Source organism: Snodgrassella sp. M0110 (genome assembly GCF_016101465.1).
GTDB classification, from domain to species: domain Bacteria; phylum Pseudomonadota; class Gammaproteobacteria; order Burkholderiales; family Neisseriaceae; genus Snodgrassella; species Snodgrassella alvi.
In genome coordinates, this window is record NZ_JACFQM010000001.1 from 98,744 (window position 1) to 115,123 (window position 16,380).

At 44.2% G+C, this 16,380-nt stretch carries 15 protein-coding genes and 1 tRNA gene; 11 read left to right on the forward strand and 5 right to left on the reverse strand.

Annotated elements, in window-relative coordinates; translation table 11 throughout:
- Positions 1-984: 984 nt before the first annotated feature.
- Entirely contained in the window at positions 985-1,449 is a 465-nt protein-coding gene (locus H3T84_RS00410; RefSeq protein WP_037474892.1) for an Lrp/AsnC ligand binding domain-containing protein, read from the reverse strand.
- 177 nt (positions 1,450-1,626) lie between these two features.
- Here H3T84_RS00410 and H3T84_RS00415 point away from each other — a divergent pair, with 177 nt between their 5' ends.
- The 9 genes from H3T84_RS00415 (at position 1,627) to metG (ending at position 12,275) form a co-directional block, all read left to right on the forward strand.
- Positions 1,627-2,883, forward strand: a complete 1,257-nt coding sequence (locus H3T84_RS00415; protein WP_198217072.1) for a D-amino acid dehydrogenase — start codon at positions 1,627-1,629, stop codon at positions 2,881-2,883.
- Between the two features lie 257 nt (positions 2,884-3,140).
- Entirely contained in the window at positions 3,141-4,199 is a 1,059-nt protein-coding gene (gene alr / locus H3T84_RS00420; RefSeq protein ID WP_084586578.1) for an alanine racemase, read from the forward strand.
- A gap of 119 nt (positions 4,200-4,318) precedes the next feature.
- Positions 4,319-5,476, forward strand: a complete 1,158-nt coding sequence (gene dapE / locus H3T84_RS00425) for a succinyl-diaminopimelate desuccinylase (RefSeq protein WP_198217081.1) — start codon at positions 4,319-4,321, stop codon at positions 5,474-5,476.
- 10 nt (positions 5,477-5,486) lie between these two features.
- Positions 5,487-6,485, forward strand: coding sequence for an ornithine carbamoyltransferase (gene argF, locus H3T84_RS00430; protein ID WP_370523945.1), 999 nt, complete (start codon positions 5,487-5,489; stop codon positions 6,483-6,485).
- A 35-nt stretch (positions 6,486-6,520) separates the two neighbouring features.
- Positions 6,521-7,744 (forward strand): multidrug effflux MFS transporter, encoded by a 1,224-nt coding sequence (locus H3T84_RS00435; protein ID WP_198217082.1) that lies wholly within the window; start codon positions 6,521-6,523, stop codon positions 7,742-7,744.
- A gap of 70 nt (positions 7,745-7,814) precedes the next feature.
- On the forward strand, positions 7,815-8,891 hold the full coding sequence (pheA, locus tag H3T84_RS00440) for a prephenate dehydratase (protein ID WP_198217084.1): 1,077 nt from the start codon (positions 7,815-7,817) through the stop codon (positions 8,889-8,891).
- A 63-nt stretch (positions 8,892-8,954) separates the two neighbouring features.
- Positions 8,955-9,560: a TIGR00730 family Rossman fold protein gene (locus H3T84_RS00445; protein WP_025331350.1), complete on the forward strand. Its 606-nt coding sequence runs from the start codon at positions 8,955-8,957 to the stop codon at positions 9,558-9,560.
- A complete protein-coding gene (locus tag H3T84_RS00450) occupies positions 9,554-10,117 on the forward strand; it encodes an SCP2 domain-containing protein (protein WP_198217087.1) in 564 nt (187 codons plus the stop codon). Before H3T84_RS00445 ends, H3T84_RS00450 begins: the two co-directional genes overlap by 7 nt.
- A gap of 100 nt (positions 10,118-10,217) precedes the next feature.
- On the forward strand, positions 10,218-12,275 hold the full coding sequence (metG, locus tag H3T84_RS00455; protein ID WP_198217095.1) for a methionine--tRNA ligase: 2,058 nt from the start codon (positions 10,218-10,220) through the stop codon (positions 12,273-12,275).
- 145 nt (positions 12,276-12,420) lie between these two features.
- Here metG and H3T84_RS00460 read toward each other — a convergent pair whose 3' ends face one another.
- The 4 genes from H3T84_RS00460 to H3T84_RS00475 all read right to left on the reverse strand — a co-directional run bounded on the left by H3T84_RS00460 (position 12,421) and on the right by H3T84_RS00475 (position 15,504).
- Positions 12,421-13,707: a dicarboxylate/amino acid:cation symporter gene (locus tag H3T84_RS00460; protein ID WP_078475366.1), complete on the reverse strand. Its 1,287-nt coding sequence runs from the start codon at positions 13,705-13,707 to the stop codon at positions 12,421-12,423.
- Between the two features lie 337 nt (positions 13,708-14,044).
- Positions 14,045-14,121, reverse strand: a tRNA-Pro gene (locus H3T84_RS00465).
- Between the two features lie 82 nt (positions 14,122-14,203).
- A complete protein-coding gene (locus H3T84_RS00470) occupies positions 14,204-14,917 on the reverse strand; it encodes an SAM-dependent methyltransferase (RefSeq protein WP_198217097.1) in 714 nt (237 codons plus the stop codon).
- Entirely contained in the window at positions 14,914-15,504 is a 591-nt protein-coding gene (locus tag H3T84_RS00475; RefSeq protein WP_037474754.1) for a nucleoside triphosphate pyrophosphatase, read from the reverse strand. Before H3T84_RS00475 ends, H3T84_RS00470 begins: the two co-directional genes overlap by 4 nt.
- A gap of 51 nt (positions 15,505-15,555) precedes the next feature.
- Here H3T84_RS00475 and H3T84_RS00480 point away from each other — a divergent pair, with 51 nt between their 5' ends.
- Both H3T84_RS00480 and rpmF read left to right on the forward strand, forming a co-directional pair.
- A complete protein-coding gene (locus H3T84_RS00480) occupies positions 15,556-16,059 on the forward strand; it encodes a DUF177 domain-containing protein (RefSeq protein ID WP_037474757.1) in 504 nt (167 codons plus the stop codon).
- A 32-nt stretch (positions 16,060-16,091) separates the two neighbouring features.
- A complete protein-coding gene (rpmF, locus tag H3T84_RS00485) occupies positions 16,092-16,271 on the forward strand; it encodes a 50S ribosomal protein L32 (RefSeq protein WP_025331343.1) in 180 nt (59 codons plus the stop codon).
- The last annotated feature ends 109 nt before the right edge of the window (positions 16,272-16,380 follow it).

The window sequence follows — 16,380 nt, forward strand, 5'->3', positions numbered from 1 at the left end:
TCATTATAAATTCCTCCAGTAAAATGTTATAAATAATAAGCCGATTTGCTTGTTACCGTAATATATAAATGCTGATTGATGCAAAAATCAAGCCAAGATTGAATAAACTCTCAATATCTTTGCTAAAATAGCTTTAAAATATAAAAAATTTAGATTTTTAAGCTTAAATACTCGATAATAACAGCAACGTAATGCTATCTTTATTTTAACTTGATAATAATAGATTCTTATGAGCAATTTGCAAATGAAAATTGTAAAAAGAAGCGCAGTCAATATGAAATAACTGGCTAATACTCAATAAAATTTAGCTGATTTTTTTAAAGATTGTCTTAATATATTTTACTTTACGGATAAAAATCATTGGCTTGTTTAACAAGGAGAAAACAACATAAACATCTTAAAATTTTAATTAAAACTAAAATAATGTAACCTAAAAAGCAACTGAGCGCAGGAATAAACATCGTAATAATAAATTCTAAATTATCAATACCATAACTAATATAACTAAAATAAAGATTTTAAATGCCAAACCAGCAAAAAAACTAATCCACAAAATAATCTTAAAAAAGAAGTTAATACATGTTTTTTAGGGATAATAAATAATTTATTAATTGTGTTAGAAAAAAATAATTTCAAATACCATTGTTATACAAAATATTATCAGAAGGATATGTGCAGCTATATGACTAATATAAAATTTGCTTTTTAATGAAAAAATATTAAAAGTAATTATAAATGCCAAATAAATAACCCCAAAAAGATAGATCTATAATTTATCCTTAGATAAATACTTAATAATTTTTGGCATAATCAATCCTGAAAAAATTTAAGTTAGTATCGCAGTTAACCTCATAAAAATCTCATCTAATTAAATATGGTTACACTCTGATTAAATTAATATTTAACTGCTTTATAATCAACTATTCATCTTCCTTAAGTATACAGCTGCGCTGTAATGGTACCGAACATAATACACCCGGAGATTTATTCCAGATGCAACATCTGCTCTTCTTTTACTTCTTCCATAACAACATAACTGCGGCTTTCGGCTGCTGCGGGCAACTGTAACAGAATGTTACCCAGCATATTGCGGTAAGCGTGCATATTCGGCAGGCGAACTTTTATCAGGTAGTCGTATTCACCGGAAATCAGATGACATTCGAGCACATGCGGAATAGTCAGAACTTCACGCCGGAAGTCTTCAAAAATATTGCCGGATTTAGAGCGCAGTTTGATTTCAACAAATACCAGCAGGCTCTGATTCAGGGCGCGAGGATTGAGGCGGGCGTGATAGCCGGTAATAATGTTTTCCCGTTCCAGCCGCCGTACCCGTTCGGTAACTGGTGTGGTGGAAAGACCAACCTTATCGGCCAGCTCGGTCATGGTCATCCGGGCATTTTTCTGAAGCAGGGACAAGATTTTCATGTCTACTTTATCTATATGGTGCATGGTTTTTGATAGTTTGAATGTGAGTATTTATTAAAATACTCCATTTTTTTGTATAAATAAAGTGAAATTCACTATCAGGCTTTGTTTACACTAGGGAAAGTAACTGAATTAAGATATTTGTGAACTTTGTGGTTAAACCAATAGGTTATTCCGGTTAAGTACCAGAGAGAGGATATTATGAAAGTGCTGATTATGGGAGCCGGTATTGTGGGAGTAAGTACAGCATGGTATCTGGCTAAAGCAGGACATGAAGTCACTGTGCTGGAGCGCGCTGATCAGGCAGCAATGGAAACCAGTTTTGCCAATGCCGGTCAATTATCATATGGTTATACCACTCCGTGGGCAGCACCCAATATTCCGGCCAAAGCATGGAAATGGCTATTTAAAGAACATTCCCCTTTGTTGTTTCGGCCTGATGGCAGTCTGTTTCAGCTGCAATGGCTCTGGCAGATGTACCGTAATTGTAATGCCCGAAGCTATGCCACCAATAAAGAACGCATGGTGCGGATTTCCGAGTACAGCCGTGCGATGTTACAGCAATTGCAGGCAGAAGAAAATATTCAGTTTGAAGGCCGCAGCAAAGGTACTTTACAGATTTTCCGTACAGAAAAAGAGGTTATCGATTCCCGTTCCGATGTAGCTGTTTTACAGGAATTCGGTGTGCCTTTACAGGAGCTCAGCAGTGTTGCCGAATGTGTCCAATACGAGCCCGCACTGGCACATATGACCGGAAAGCTGGCCGGTGCCCTGTATTTACCACAGGACGGCACGGGTGACTGCCATTTATTTACTACTGAGCTGGCCAGAAAATGTGAATATCTCGGTGTAAAATTCCTCTACAGGCATGCTATTACTGAAATACAGCAGGATAAATGCAGTATTAAGGGTGTTATGGCCAATGGCCAGTACTTTACTGCCGACCATTATGTTTGTGCTCTGGGCTGTTTTAGTCGCAGTATGCTGAGCGGGCTGGGAATTAATCTGCCGGTATATCCGGTTAAAGGTTACTCACTCACTATTCCGATTACTGATGAAGCAAAAGCACCGGTTTCTACTGTGATTGATGAAACTTATAAAGTGGCAGTAACGCGTTTTGATAAACGTATCCGTGCCGGTGGTATGGCTGAGTTGTCTGGTTATCGTATTCATCTGAACCCCAAACGTAAAGCAACACTGGATTTGGTGGTGAATGATTTATTTCCGGATAGCTGCCGGACTTCGGAAGCTTTTTTCTGGAGCGGTCTGCGCCCGATGACACCGGACAGTACGCCGATTATTGGTGCCAGCCGTTTTGTGAATTTGTCTATCAATACCGGACACGGTACGCTGGGCTGGACAATGGGGCTGGGTTCGGGAAGAATTCTGGCTGATTTGATTAGTGGTGTTAAACCGGAAATTGAAACCAGTGATTTATCGCTGGCTCGTTATGTTTAAGCAAGTTCAGAACGGTTCGGGTAAGTTTTGCTCTTATCGGTGCTTATTTTGTCCGGTTTGTCAGGGCAGACAGAAACGGTAAAATTTTTTATCATAATATTAATATATTATTAATTTATCTGATACGGCTGGCAGTTATGGTGATATATGAAATTCAGATAGAGATAATGATAAAATTTTATTACTGAAAGCTGTTGCTGCATGGCGGCTTTGCTTAAATAATGAAATTTGATAATCAGGATAACAGGGGAGCAATGATGCGTCCGTTAGTTGCGCAGATTCGTTTGAATCACTTGCGTGATAATTTTCTGGCTTTAAAGCAGATGCATGGCGGCGGCAAAATGCTGGCCGTGGTTAAGGCCAATGCTTATGGACATGGCGCTGTGCGTTGCGCGCAGGCACTGGCTGATATAGCTGATGGTTTTGCGGTAGCCTGTATCAGTGAGGCAGTGCAGTTGCGTGAAGCAGGTATACAATTACCGATCATCATGCTGGAAGGGGTTTTTGCTGCTGAAGAATATGAGCTGGCAGACCGTTACCAGTTGTGGCCTGTAGTAGGTAATTTATGGCAGCTGGAAAGCTTACTGGATTATGACTGGCAGAAACCGGTAACAGTATGGCTGAAAATGGATTCCGGTATGCACCGAACCGGCTTTTTCCCTCATGATTATGCACCTGCCTATCAGGCTCTGATTCAAAGCAGTAAGGTTGCTGATGTGGTGAAAATGACCCATTTTGCTTGTGCAGATGAGCCGATGAAAACCATGACGGCTGAACAGATTCGTACTTTTGAGCTGACCTGTGCCAATTTGCCCGGTGAGGTAAGTCTGGCTAATTCAGCTGGCATAATGGCTTATCCGCAAACACAGTGCGGCTGGGGACGGGCGGGGCTGGCACTTTATGGTATTTCGCCGATGGGTGGTGCTGATAGCCGTTTCAAGCCGGTAATGCGGCTGGTAAGTAAAGTATTCGGAGAACGGGTTTTGCAGATGGGAGAACCGATTGGTTATGGTGCCAGTTATGTCACTACCCGTTCAACCCGTGTCGGGCTGGTGGCCTGCGGCTATGCAGACGGCTATCCGCGCCGTGCGGCAACAGGCACACCGGTGGCAATTGACGGGGTACGCAGTTGTGTTCTCGGTCGGGTTTCCATGGATATGATGACAGTTCAACTGGATGACCACCGGCAGTCACTCGGCAGTGAAGTGGAATTATGGGGTGATGTTGTTAATGTAAATGAAGTAGCGGCTGCCGCCGGAACCATTTCCTATGAGCTGCTGTGTAATGTTAAACGTGCTGAAATGGTGTATGAATAAATGGTATGGATTGTCAATTATTGGGTAAATGTTTGGCAAGACAGAAAAATTGGTTTATAAAGATGTAATATGTTCTCAGGCAGCCTTTCAAGCTGCCTGAAGTTATTTTTTTTGAGTTTATGATAATGGAAATAGAAACACTGAAACTGGCCAAAGATTTGATAGCACAGCCATCTGTCACGCCGGATGATCATGGTTGTCAGCCGTTGCTGATGAGCCGTCTGACAGCAATGGGATTCAATATTGAAACCTTCAGATTCGGGGAAACGGATAATTTTTATGCCGTTTACGGCCGGCAGGGACCGCTGGTTTGTTTCGCCGGACATACTGATGTGGTACCAACCGGCGATGAAAGTCGCTGGACTTCGCCTCCATTTACACCTGTAGAGCGTGATGGATACCTGTATGGGCGAGGTGCTGCCGATATGAAAAGCAGTATTGCAGCTTTTGTAACTGCTTGCGAACGCTTGCTGGCTCAGCAACCTGAATTGCCGTTGCGTCTGGCTTTGCTGATTACTTCTGATGAAGAGGGTGACGGGCACGATGGTACCAAACGTGTGGTCGAAGTTTTAAAAGAGCGGGGAGAGCATATTGATTACTGCATTGTGGGTGAGCCTACGGCAGTTGATACACTGGGTGACATGATAAAAAACGGACGACGTGGTTCTTTATCGGGTACGCTGCAGGTGCACGGACGTCAGGGACACATCGCTTATCCTCATCTGGCTGCCAATCCGGTACATGTGGCTGCTGCGGCACTGGCTGAGCTAACTGCCACGCACTGGGATGACGGAAATGCTTATTTTCCGCCTACCGGATTTCAGATTTCCAATATTCACGCCGGTACAGGGGCTACTAATGTGATTCCCGGAGAGCTTACCGTACAGTTTAATTTCCGGTTCTCAACGGAATCGACAGCGGAAAGTCTGCGCCGGCAGGTACATGCCATTCTGGATAAACATAATTTAAACTATGATTTGCAGTGGGCTTTGTCCGGAGAACCGTTTCTGACCGCTGCAGGACGTCTGACTACGGTAGCACAGGCTGCCATTGAGCGTGTTTGTGGTGTGAATGCTCAATTATCTACCACGGGCGGTACGTCAGACGGTCGCTTTATTAAGGCTATCGCCAGCGAATTAATAGAACTGGGGCCGGTTAATGCCACGATTCATCAGATAGATGAGTGTGTGGATATTGCCGCAATAGCTCAGTTATCGGCTATTTATGAGAATATGCTGCAACAGCTGGCACAGGCTGATTTTACTCATGCTGCATAAGGAGAGACTAATGGGGATGCTGAAACAGAAACATTTTTTAAAACTGCTGGATTATACGCCGGCAGAAATTCAGACACTGCTTGATCTGGCCGCCAGCCTGAAAGCTGAAAAGAAAAATGCAGCGGAGCAGCCGCGTCTGACTGGTAAAAATATTGCTTTGATATTTGAAAAAACATCTACCCGTACCCGTTGTGCTTTTGAAGTGGCTGCGCATGATCAGGGTGCACATGTGACTTATCTGGACAGCAGTGGCAGCCAGATCGGGCATAAAGAAAGTATCCGTGATACTGCACGGGTTCTGGGGCGCATGTATGACGCGATTGAGTATCGTGGTTACGGACAGGAAATTGTTGAGCAGCTGGCTGAATATGCCGGAGTTCCGGTGATTAATGGTCTGACCAATGAATACCATCCGACGCAAATGCTTGCTGATTTGCTTACTATGAAAGAAAACAGCAAAAAGCCTTTGAATCAGATTACCTATGCTTATGTGGGTGATGCCCGTTACAACATGGGTAATTCTTTGCTGGTTGCCGGTGCCAAAATGGGTATGGATGTACGTATTGGTGCACCGCGGGCTTTCTGGCCGAATGACGCTCTGGTAGAACAGTGCCGCTCAATTGCAAAGCAGACCGGTGCACGGATTACATTAACTGAAGATGCAGCCGCAGCTGTTGATCAGGCTGATTTTATTCATACCGATGTCTGGGTATCAATGGGAGAAGCGAAAGAAACCTGGAAAGAACGGATTGAGCAGCTCAGACCTTACCGCGTTGATGCACGTCTGATGGTTGCCAGCAATAATCCTGAAGTGAAATTCATGCATTGTCTGCCGGCAATTCATAACCGCGATACTCAGGTAGGACAGTGGCTTTTTAATGAGTTTTCTCTGGATGGTGCCGAAGTAAGTGAAGAAGTATTTGAAAGTGTTGCTTCTATTGTTTTTGAACAGGCAGAAAACCGGATGCATACCATTAAAGCAGTATTGGTAGCATTATTAACTACCTGACCGGGGCAGGCCTGTAGTAAATGGAAAGAATGGTTATGAAAACATCCCCCAATCAGTTACCTATTAATCCGCATTATCTGGCATTATTGTTGTCAGTGATGGTGGCTATTATGCCGTTTTCCACAGATATTTATTTATCTTCTGTACCGGAAATGGCGACTTCTTTACATGCACCGATTGATCAGATTGAACGCAGTCTGGCCAGTTTCATGTTTGGTGTTGCGCTCGGACAATTGCTTGGGGGGGCAATATCCGATATTAAAGGGCGCAAAATCATTGCTATGATTGGTCTGAGTGTCTATCTGGTGTCAGCTATTGCTATTGTCTTTATTCATTCAGCCGGAGAATTGCTGTTCTGGCGCTGGATTCAGGCACTGGGCGGCGGTATGGCTACTGTTACAGTTGGTGCAACTGTACGTGATTTCTTTCATGGCAATGAAGCCGCGAAAATGTTTGCCACTATTGGTATTATTACTCTGGCTGCACCACTGGCTGCGCCCATGCTGGGTACAGCGCTGGCTGCTCTTGGTGGCTGGCGGGTTATCTTTATATTTCTGCTGATATATGCTCTGGCCGTACTGATTTGTGTATGGCGGTTTATGCCACAGGTTAAAATGGATATCCAGCCATTGGATAGCAAAGTTTTTCGCAAGATAAAAGAAAATTTTTCAGTGGTTTTTCATGAACGCGAAGCGTTGGGATTCATGTTTTTCCAAACTGCTGCTTTTGCAGCCATGTTTGTATTTCTGACTGAATCTTCCTTTTTGTACATGAATATATATGGTCTTAGCCCGCATCAGTATTCATGGGCCTTTGGTGCCAATGTGATTACTATGATGCTGTTTAACCGGGTAACAGCCTATCGTCTGCGTACTACGCCGGCTCGCAACATTTTGCTTGGCGGTGTGCTGTTGCAGTTAAGCTGTAATTTATTATTAACCATTGTGGTATGGAGTATGGATCGTCCGCCTTTCTTCCTGTTACTGTTGCTGATTATGTTTTCAATTGGTTCACAGGGTTTGATTGGTTCCAATACTCAGGCGTGTTTCATGAGCTATTTTCGTAAAATTGGTGGCAGTGCCAATGCTGTACTGGGAACAATGCAGTTTCTGATTGCCGCTACTGTAGGCTGGCTGACTACACTGCTGCATAATGGTTCGACACATGTGATGCCGACAATGATGCTGATTTCCACCAGTTGTGGTGCCGTATTATTATGGGCTTTATCACATACCGCATGGCAAAAAAAACATAAATAATAACGGGCAGCCCGCAGTAGGCTGCCTTTTTCTTGTTTTTCTGAATAAACTATTAATAACACTACTAATTATGTCTGATAACGATAAACTCAAACCACACCGCGATGCTATAGACCGGATTGACAGTGAAATTCTGCGTTTGTTAAACCAGCGAGCTACTCATGCTCAGGCCATTGGTACATTAAAGGGAGAGGGCATAGTGTACCGTCCTGAACGTGAAGCAGTTGTTTTACGCCGGATTCAGGAACAAAATCCGGGGCCGTTGTCCGGTCAGGCAGTTGCACGTTTACAGCGGGCGATTATGAGTGAATGTCTGGCACTGGAACGACCGTTAACTGTCGCTTATCTCGGACCTAAGGGTACATTTACCGAACAGGCTGCTATTAAACATTTCGGTCAGGCTGCACAGACACATCCGTGTACTTCAATTGATGAATGTTTCCGTCTGGTCGAAGCGCAGCAGGCCGATTATGTGGTTACACCTGTCGAAAACTCTACTGAGGGGTCGGTGGGGCGCAGTCTCGACCTGTTATTAACCACGCCTTTGAAAGCTTGTGGTGAAGTCAATCTGCGCATTCATCATCAGCTACTGCGTGCTGTAGCATCGCAACAGGATATCACTAAGGTTTATGCACATGCTCAGGCACTGTCTCAGTGCCGGAACTGGCTGGATAAAAACCTACCGGAGCAGGTAGCCCGGATAGCTGTTGCCAGTAATGCAGAAGCAGCACGACTGGCTGCCGCAGACAGTAGTGCTGCAGCCATTGCCTCACTGATGGCTGCCGATTACTATCAGCTACAGACACTGGCTCAGAATATCGAAGATGAACCAAATAATACTACCCGTTTTCTGGTATTAGGACGGAATATCACGACCAGCAGCGGTAAAGATAAAACATCACTGGTTGTGGCTGCGCCCAATAAAGCCGGTGCCATGCATGATTTACTTCAGCCTTTTGCAGATCATCAGGTATCTATGACAAAACTAGAAAGTCGCCCCAGCCGCGGTGGTTTGTGGGAATATGTATTTTTTATTGATATTGAAGGTCATCAGCAGAATGAGGATGTGGCAGCTGCATTGGCTGTCTTGCAACAGCGTTCAGCTTTTCTGAAAATAATTGGTTCTTATCCACAGGCTGTGATTTAAATGCAAAGTTAATATTTATCTGAAGCAGATACCATTGATTGCTGGCATGGAGATAAAACAAATATGAAAAATATTGTTGTATATTGTGGTTCTAATCTGGGGCAGAACAAAGCTTATTTTGACGCGGCTCAGCAGCTGGGACAGGAAATGGCTCAGCAGGGATACCGTCTGGTTTATGGTGGTGGCAATATTGGTCTGATGGGTACGATTGCTACTGCTGTACTGGAACATGGTGGTGAAGTTATTGGTGTTATTCCGAGTTTTCTGAAAAATCTGGAAGGTGCGCATCCGGGGTTAACCGAATTGTATGAAACCACCAATATGACCGAGCGCAAAAATAAAATGATTGAACTGGCTAACGGCTTTATTGCCATGCCCGGCGGACTGGGAACTTATGAAGAACTGTTTGAAGTTCTCTCACAAGCTCAGCTGAAACTGCATCCTCATCCGATAGGAATTCTGAATGTAGCCGGTTTCTTTGATCCCTTAATTCAAATGCTTCAAAATACAGTCACTGCCGGTTTTATGCCGCCGGAAAACATGGATTTACTTTGTCAGTCCGCCAAACCAGCGGAGCTGCTGGAACAAATGCGCCTCTGGCAGCCGCGTGATGCAGTTAAATGGGTTACTCCGCAATGGGCGCAGCAAACCAGAGAAACTTTATGCTGACCTTAGCTGTTCTTAATCACCTTATCCAGCAGAATGTGGAACTTAAAGTGCGCTGGCAGCAATACCGGCAACGGGTTGTAGCGCTGGTGTTGCCTATACTGACTCTTAAAGGGCGCATTGATGATCAAGGATTCTGGCAGGAAGATTCTGCCGAAGCTGAAACCACTATTATTATCGCTCCGACAGCTCTGACTAAAATGCTCAGTGGTGTACAGCCGGGAGTGGGTGACGTACAAATTACTGGTGACCGTACCCTGGGTATGGCGATTTTGCCGCTTATACAGGCATTGCAGTATGACTGGCGTGATGATCTGGCCAGACTGCTTGGTGATGCTGTGGGCGGAAAGGTGGCGCTGGAACTGGAGAGTCTCTATCAGCAAGGCTGCGCTATTGGTCAGAATATTGCAGCACAGGTCGCAGATTATGCACAGGAAAGTGATGCGATTGTGGTCTGGCAGAAGCAATTACAACGTTTTTCTGCTCAGGTCGGGACATTACGTGATGATACAGCCCGACTGGCCGCCCGAATTTCCCGCTTGCAGCAGAAAACTGACTAATATTCCGGCACGTGAGTGGTTTATGAGCCGTTACTGTAGCAGAGAAACGGCTCTGGTATAATTTCAACGATTTTTACTAGATTCTAACGATACATCAATCATGACAAAACAACGCAAAATACTGGTTACTTCAGCCTTGCCCTATGCAAACGGTAATATTCATCTGGGACATATGGTTGAACATATTCAGACTGATATCTGGGTGCGTTTCCAGAAAGCACGCGGACATGAATGCTATTATGTCTGTGCAGACGATACGCATGGTACGCCGGTCATGCTGGCGGCACAGAAACAGGGAATAACACCGGAAGAAATGATTACTCAGGTACGTCAGAATCATTTGGCCGATTTTACCGGCTTTGGTATCGGCTATGATAATTATTACAGTACGCACTCACCTGAAAATGAAGCTTTATCACGCAGCATTTATCTGGCGTTAAAAGCCAATGGAAAAATTGAAAGCCGTACTATTGAGCAATTATTTGATCCGGAAAAAAATCTGTTTCTGCCTGATCGTTTTGTTAAAGGTGAATGCCCGAAATGTCATGCACAGGATCAGTATGGTGATAATTGTGAAGTTTGCGGCACTACTTATAGTCCTACCGAACTGATTAAGCCATATTCTGCTATTTCCGGCGCTACTCCTGTACTGAAAGAATCCGAGCATTTCTTCTTTAAACTCGGAGAATGTGCGGATTACCTGAAACAGTGGACTGCCGGCAGTACCCGGCTGAAAAATGGTCGTGAGCAGCCGCATTTACAGGCAGAAGCCCTGAATAAAATGAATGAATGGTTGCAGAATGATAGCCTGAGTGACTGGGATATCAGTCGTGATGCGCCTTATTTCGGCTTTGAAATTCCGGATGCTCCCGGTAAATATTTTTATGTGTGGCTGGATGCACCTATCGGCTACATGGCATCATTTAAAAACCTGTGTGAACGTCTGGGCATTGATTTTGATCAGTGGTTCTGTGCTGATACTGATACCGAAATGTATCATTTCATCGGTAAGGATATTTTATATTTTCATGCATTATTCTGGCCGGCTACTTTGCAATACGCCAATCTGCGGGCACCAACAGGCATATTTGCACACGGTTTTCTCACGGTAGACGGACAGAAAATGTCCAAATCACGCGGTACTTTTATCACAGCCCGTTCCTATCTTGAGCAGCGACTGAATCCCGAATGGCTGCGTTATTATTTTGCAGCCAAACTCAATAGCAGAATTGAAGATCTGGATTTAAATCTGAATGATTTTATCGCCCGGGTTAATAGTGATTTGGTTGGTAAATACATAAATATCGCCGCACGTGCTGCCGGATTCATCAGCAAACGCTTTCAGGGAACACTGGCTGATGTTAGCAACAGCGAGCTGTTACCACAGCTACAGGCGCAAAGTGAAAATATTGCTGCCAGCTTTGAAGCACGTGAGTATGCGCGCGCCTTACGTGAAATCATGGCATTAGCTGATGTGGTCAATGAGTATGTCGATGCCAACAAACCATGGGAGCTAGCGCGACAGGAAGGACAGGAGGCACGTTTACAGCAAGTATGCAGTGAACTGATTAATGCTTTCCGTATTCTGACCGTATATATGTCACCAGTATTGCCGAAGCTTGCTGCAGAAGCAGCCGCTTTTCTGAATGTGGTGCCATTAAGCTGGGCTGATAGTACGACCTTATTACCTGCCGGTCATCATATCAATGCATATCAGCATCTGATGCACCGAGTGGAACAGAAACAGATTGATGATTTGATTGCAGCGAATCAGCAGAATATTCAGGCAGTTGAGGCTGCTGCTGAAACAAAGTATGAGCCTGTGGCAGATACGGCTTCATTTGATGACTTTATGAAAATCGATATGCGTGTTGCCAAAGTGTTGACGTGCGAAAAAGTCGAAGGCAGTAGCAAACTGCTCAAATTTCAGCTTGATCTTGGTTTTGAGCAGCGCACAATATTCTCTGGTATTGCCGCCAGCTATCCTGAACCGGAAAAACTGGCCGGAAGAATGGTCATTGTGGTAGCCAATTTTGCGCCGCGTAAAATGGCAAAATTTGGCATGTCTGAAGGAATGATTACTTCAGCTGCCGGTAATGGCAAACTATTTTTACTGGATGTGGATAGTGGGGCTGAACCGGGTATGAAAGTCGGCTGATTATCTTGCTGAAAAACCAGACTAGCTAATATTGCTGGTCTGGTTTTTTATTTATGAATCAAAAAAGTGATGAGATGGTTAATCTCATCACCTGGTATAAGAAAATCAAATTTCTGTAAGCAGAATTTTAAGCTGTATGAAGTGCTTATTTCAGTACTTCATGTAAACGCTCTTCATCAAGGCTTTTTTCCCAGCGCGCAACCACAATAGTGGCACAGGCATTACCTACCAGATTAGTCAGAGCACGACACTCAGACATGAATCGGTCAATACCCAGAATCAGTGCCATTCCTTCCACCGGTACAGAAGGTACTACCGATAAGGTTGCAGCCAGAGTGATAAATCCTGCTCCTGTTACACCTGCGGCGCCTTTTGAACTTAACATAGCAACCAGTAACAGCAGTATTTGCTGTTCCAGTGTCAGATCAATATTACATGCTTGTGCAATAAATAATGCCGCCATGGTCATGTAAATATTGGTACCGTCCAGATTAAACGAATAACCGGTGGGTACTACCAATCCGACAATTGATTTCTTGCAGCCGGCTTTTTCCATTTTCTGCATCAGTGTGGGCAGGGCGGCTTCAGATGAACTAGTACCCAGTACCAGTAACAGTTCTTCCTTAATGTATTTGACCAGCTTGATAATCGAAAAACCGTTATAACGGGCTACAGCACCCAGAACAATCAGAATAAACAGAACGGAAGAAATATAAAAAGTCAGAATCAGATAGAGCAGATTACCAATAGAACTAATACCGTATTTACCTATGGTAAAAGCCATGGCGCCAAATGCACCTATCGGGGCTGCACGCATCAGAATAGATACCATTTTGAAAACAGGCGCCGATAAATCCTGAAAAATATTAATCAGCGGGCGGGCTTTTTCTCCAATCAGTGCCAGTGAAATACCGAACAGAATAGCAATAAACAGAGTTTGCAGAATATTGCCATTAGTTAGCGGGCTCATGGCAGTAGTCGGAATAATATCCATCAGAAAGCCGGTCAGGCTGGATTCATGGGACTTCTGCACATATTCGTGTACCTTGGCACTTTGCAGTGAGCTCGGGTCAATATTCAGACCATGTCCCGGCTGGGCAATATTGGCCACAACCAGCCCGATAGCCAGAGCCAGAGTAGAGAAAGTAAGAAAGTAAACCATAGCCTTGCCGGCGACCCGCCCCATGGTTTTCATATTGGTCATCTCGGCGATGCCGGTTACCACGGTAAGAAAAATAACTGGGGAGATGATCATTTTCACTAATTTGATGAATGCATCACCTAAAGGTTTCATGCTTTCGCCAACAGTAGGGAAAAAGTTGCCAAGTAAGATACCAATAATAATGGCAATAATTACCTGTACATATAGGATCTGATACCAGCGCTGTTTTTTCGGTGGTGGATTCATTTCCTCAATTTCGAGTGGTAACATGTTTACCTTTCAATGGGTTGTGTTTAAAGGCTACAGTTTTTTAACGTTATTATGTAGTAGGATGTAACATAATTGGCTGATTATAAAGCCTACATAACTTAACAGAAAAGCATTATTAATTACTAAATAAGAACCATGAGACAAAAGGATGTATGATAAGAAAATTTTTTATAGAAAAATAGATGGTTGTATTAGGAATTGACGATAATTTTCTATCGTGTTTTTAGAAGTAAAAAATAATTTATATTATTTAATTTAAAATAATTTCATTCAAAATAAATTTATTTTAGTTATAAAAAAACCGTCTGCTTGAAATAAGCAGACGGTTTTTAAAATATGGTCGGAGTGAAAGGATTCGAACCTTCGACCCCCTCGTCCCGAACGAGGTGCGCTACCGGGCTGCGCTACACTCCGAAAGAAGTTGTGCATTATAGGCAGCGGCGAGGACATTGACAAGAGTGAAGCGCAAATTAATTTCAAAAAATATCAGCTACAATTATCCGGCATAAACCACAAACAGACATGGTCTTTTTTTCAGCTGTGGCAATGCCGGCATTTTTCGCCATGCTGCAATATTTTGGCTGATAATAGTCTGGGTCGGCATAGTTAAATCTGCGGCAATACACAAACGGGTTTCAGAATGTAAAATTGCTATGGCATCAGCCAGTAAAGCATCATTACGGTAAGGTGTTTCAATAAAAAGCTGGGTTTCATTTTCCTGTCGTGAGCGCTTTTCCAGAGTATGCAAACATTCAATACGTGCGTTTTTTTCAGCAGGCAGATAACCTTTGAAAGCAAAACACTGTCCGTTGGCGCCAGAAGCCATCAGAGCCAGCATGATACTGGACGGTCCCACGAGCGGCATTACAGTGAACCCGGCCTGATGTGCCAGTGCCACCAGCTGGGCTCCCGGGTCTGCAACAGCCGGACAGCCGGCTTCGCTGAGTAATCCCATATTGCGACCGGCCTGCAAAGGTTGTAATAACTTAGCAATATCTCGCTCAGGAGTGTGTTCATTTAAAGTGCACAGATTCAGCTCACGAATCGGTGTTTGCACACCGAAGGCTTTTAAATGAGCCCGTGCTGTTTTTTCTGCTTCAACAACAAAGTCGGTCAGGTTAACAATGCATTTTTGTTCATGCGCAAGCAGACACGGTGTATCCGCATTTCCCAGCGGTGTCGGGATCAGATAGAGTACAGGACTGCTCATAAAATATTCATTCCTTCTGCCAGCAGAAAATCCACCAGACGAAAAACTGGTAAACCAATCAGTGCATTTGGATCGGTGCTTTCGATGCGTTTAATTAGTAAAGCGCCCAATCCTTCACTTTTTGCCGCACCGGCACAATGTACAGCATCCGGTTCACGACTCAGATAATGCTTAATCTGCGCATCAGTCAGCGAACGCATTATGACGCGTGTTTCATCAACATGCTGATGCATGCAGTTTTCAGCAGCGTTCAGTACCGTAAGTGCACTGTAAAATATCACTTGCTGACCACTCAGATAGTGTAACATCTGTTGTGCTTTTGTTACGGTTAATGGTTTGCCCAGTTGCTGCTCGCGACATAACGCAACCTGATCACAACCAATAATCAGAGCATTCGGATAAAGACCGGTTAGGGAGTATGCTTTGCCGCTGGCCAGACGCAATGCTGTTTGTGGTGCGGTTTCTGCAGGAAGCGGTGTTTCCTCAAAATCAGGTTTAACCGCTTCAAAAGGGATATTTAACTGCTGAAGCTGTTGCTGGCGAAAACGGGAGCTGGAAGCCAGAATCAACTTTCTCTCTCTCGGCATAAGTGCGAACTCATTGACATTATAAAGTTTAAATTATATCATCCGCCGTTTATGTTAGACCCTATTTTGATTGACACGGCCACGTTCACATGTGAACGGCAGCAACGCAGCGGTCAATTGCAGCTTCAGGCACTTGACCGGCGGGTTTGGTCGCATGAGCTTTTAGCGCAACGCGAAGGCATTATCCGGTATCAGGTTAGTGGTGGTATTGACCGCTGGCAGCGTCCTTTTCTCGATATCAGTGTGGAAGGTCAGCTGGAGATGGTGTGTCAGCGCTGTTTACAGGCCGTTTCCTGGGCGCTGAATGACCAATCGCGTGTAGTGCTGTTTACCAGCGAACAGTTGCTGGACGAGGCCATGGCCGCTGATGAAACGCTTGAAGGCGCGGTATGGAGTGCAGAATATAACCTTACTGCACTGCTGGAAGAGCAGATTTTAATGGCTATTCCGGTTGCACCGCGACATGAAGACTGTGATCACACTCTGGCAACCCAAACCAATCAAGACTCAGGTAATCCTTTTGCCAGACTGGCAGGACTGAAAAGCGGCCACTAACGAATTAACTTACATTACCCAGGAGCTTTAACATGGCAGTACAACAAAACAAAAAATCCCCTTCAAAACGTGGTATGCACCGTTCACATGATGGTCTGACCGCTGTACAGGTTTCTACTGATACCACTACCGGTGAAGTACACCTGCGTCACCACATCTCTCCAAACGGTATGTACCGCGGACGTAAAGTAGTCAAAGCCAAAGGTGAATAATTCACACCTTTGATTATTCAATACGTATGAAAGCCAGACATTGCATCTGCAATCACTGGCTTTTTTGTATCCAATATTAGCAGAGTCATTATCCTGCTAAAATAAACTG